Origin of the sequence: Photorhabdus heterorhabditis (genome assembly GCF_001280945.1) — a bacterium.
Taxonomy (GTDB): domain Bacteria; phylum Pseudomonadota; class Gammaproteobacteria; order Enterobacterales; family Enterobacteriaceae; genus Photorhabdus; species Photorhabdus heterorhabditis.
The window spans coordinates 1-2,559 of record NZ_LJCS01000136.1 but is presented as its reverse complement, the minus strand read 5'-3'; the positions used below and the strand labels follow the sequence as shown (position 1 = coordinate 2,559).

4 protein-coding genes and 1 pseudogene are annotated in these 2,559 nt (G+C 41.1%); 3 read left to right on the top strand and 2 right to left on the bottom strand.

Features of this window, described 5'->3' with window-relative positions; genetic code table 11:
* Together AM629_RS20810 and AM629_RS20805 are read left to right on the top strand one after the other, a co-directional pair.
* A partial coding sequence (locus AM629_RS20810) for an RHS repeat-associated core domain-containing protein (RefSeq protein WP_276525721.1) occupies nt 1–563 on the top strand: 563 nt, incomplete at its 5' end.
* A 21-nt stretch (nt 564–584) separates the two neighbouring features.
* On the top strand, nt 585–965 hold the full coding sequence (locus tag AM629_RS20805) for an SMI1/KNR4 family protein (protein WP_054481687.1): 381 nt from the start codon (nt 585–587) through the stop codon (nt 963–965).
* A gap of 475 nt (nt 966–1,440) precedes the next feature.
* Here the strand turns inward: AM629_RS20805 and AM629_RS20800 are convergent, their stop codons facing one another.
* Complete coding sequence (locus AM629_RS20800) at nt 1,441–1,638, bottom strand: DUF7706 family protein (protein ID WP_054481685.1); 198 nt, start codon at nt 1,636–1,638, stop codon at nt 1,441–1,443.
* 14 nt (nt 1,639–1,652) lie between these two features.
* Nucleotides 1,653–1,973, bottom strand: coding sequence for a SymE family type I addiction module toxin (locus AM629_RS20795; protein WP_054481682.1), 321 nt, complete (start codon nt 1,971–1,973; stop codon nt 1,653–1,655).
* A gap of 153 nt (nt 1,974–2,126) precedes the next feature.
* On the opposite strand from AM629_RS20795, the pseudogene AM629_RS24845 reads away from it, so the two are divergent.
* A pseudogene (locus AM629_RS24845) lies at nt 2,127–2,559 on the top strand (transposase family protein); the annotation flags it as partial.

Here is a 2,559-nt window from a genome sequence, read left to right as displayed (position 1 = left end):
TTTATAATCGGTTCCGCTATTATTTGCCGGAAGGCTGTTGTTACCTGAGTGCCGATCCTACGGGCCTCTGGGGTGGTGAGAATCCGTATGCATACGTCAAAAATCCCACAGGATGGATCGACCCATTCGGGTTAGAATGTAAAAACCCTCACGGATATAAAGCCGGTGATGTAGACTTGCATGGCAATTTATCTCCGGGCGTTAATAGAGCGCTAGGTCACAGTAATACTAAAGCTGATAATCTTGTACAGAGTCATCACCCAATACAAGATCATTGGGCTAAAAAACGCATAAAGGGTTATAGAAGAAATTCAGCGCCCGCCACATTATTACATTCAACTTCTGGGATGCCTCATGCTCAAATCAGTGCAGCACAAAGGACAAGAAGGGCGATGCCTGGAGGATGGGACAAGACATTAAAAGAGGAGTTTCATACAAGTTATAGGGAGATGATTGATGCTGGCGTACCTCAAGCTCAAGCAAGAAAAGCCCTTGGCGATGCTTATAAATATTTTGATAAGCTTAGAGGCGCTAATAAAAACAATCCATTCTTTGATATCTAGATTTATTAAGAGGAAAATTTTATGAAGAAAGAAGATATTTTAGAAAAATTAAATTCTATTGAAAAAGAATTGAATATTAAATTGCCTAATTTTTATAGAAAGTTTTTATCCGAGAAGATTCAAAATGAACCTTATATTGAAATAACCGGCAAAGATCAAGAAAATATATATGTTTATAATTGTGAATATGTTATTGAAAGAAATAAAACATATAACATTCAAGAGGCTGAACCAAATTATTTTTTAATCGGTCAAGATGGTGATCTTGGTTACTTTATATATGCAGAAAAAAATAAGGAAAGTGATATTATTTATAGCCTAGACTTGGGAGCTTTAGGTACCGTAGAAATGGATAAGGAAGCGGACAAAGAAGCAAATGATATTTATAGTTTAGGAATATAAATATCTAAAAGTCAGCCAAGATAATGAGTTAGGACTATCTTGGCTGAATATTTATATAAATAGAATTTTAATCGATAAATATGAGAAAATTAACTCAATATCCTGCCTTAATACTTCCAAATCAGCTCCCTCATTCAGAGCTTGATCTCTCTGAGCTGGTCTTGCTGGTGCAGGACTGTTGCTTAATGTTGCGAGTATCGTCGCTGCCAGGGATCAGCGCCAAACAGCCATCCATAATCTTTCCGGCTTTGTTATTTTTATGCTTAAATAAATATTTTACAGGGTTGGTCTTATATATTAAATATATAACTTAAAATCACAAAAATATAAAATAAATAAGAAGGTAAACAAAGGAATAATATAGAAAAATATAAGATTAATGGTAAATATATACATAGACTATATTTTGGCTATTTTATTCTGTTTTCTCTCTGAAACAGCAAAAAGCCGGAATCACTTCCGGCTGGTTTCTTTCTTACCGTGGTGAATACCCGTGATACGCCAGTGCCGACGGGAGCCGCCCTATCGCAGCCTTGATAACCCAGGCTTCCGTGTCATCAATCGCACAGGCGCGTATCTCCGCCCAGTTCAGCCGCTTAGCCAGTTGGGCTAAGGCCAGTGCTTCAATGTGGGTTAACTGAATGTCCTGTAAATGTTCAATCGCTATTGTCATCTCATGTTCTCCCCTTAACCCGCAAAACCGGTTATCAACGCCCGCATCTGCTGCTTAATCTCCCGCAGTTGGGCCTGTTGCCGCTGGTACTGCTGATGCTGTTGTTGCGTGGCTTCACTGTCAGGGATCAGCATCAGACAACCGTCCATCACTTTCACCGTAATCTGGCCGCCGGTATTAAATCCCGCCTGTCTCAGCCACTGCCCCTTAAGATGTATTGCCGGGGTGGCGTTGTTGACCTTATTCCCGTTCGGCACATAGCCCACCGTGTAATAACGTTCTGTTTTCACGGCTTTATTTATCGCCGCTTCTGCCTTAGAATGCGCCTTAGCCATAATTAACTACCCTTATTAGTTGCTTGTGGTGAGCGGCACCGGGGTGTCGTAGCACCTCAGCGCCGCGTTAAATCAAGTCAGCTTGATGTGGCACAGTAATTTTGGTCACCGTAATAAAGGTGATATTTTTACTTCAACAATCAAACAGGTGACATGATGAAAAGAAGTTTTAGCCCTGAATTCAAACTGGAAGCCGCTAAAGCGATGAATGTCAACAAATCAGTCTTGGGGAGCTGGGTTCGTCAGTTGAGGCAGGAGCGGCAAGGCAAATCTTCTAAAGCCATGCCCATCACGCCGGAGCAAATTGAAATACGTGAGCTGTAAAAGAAACTGCAACGTATTTAAATGGAAAATGAAGTATTAAAAAAAGCTTCCGCACTCTTGATGTCGGACTACTTGAACAGTTCTCGTTAATTGAGCTATTCAGAGTGCATTATCCAGTGGCTTTCCTTTGCCAACTGTTCGGGGTTTATCGTAGCAGCTATCAGGCCTGGCGCCATCGAGTGAAAAAGCCCGATACTGAGCACATCAGGTTAAAAATTTTAGTCCGTGAAGCGTTTAACGAGGGCAACGGCTCCGCCGGCAC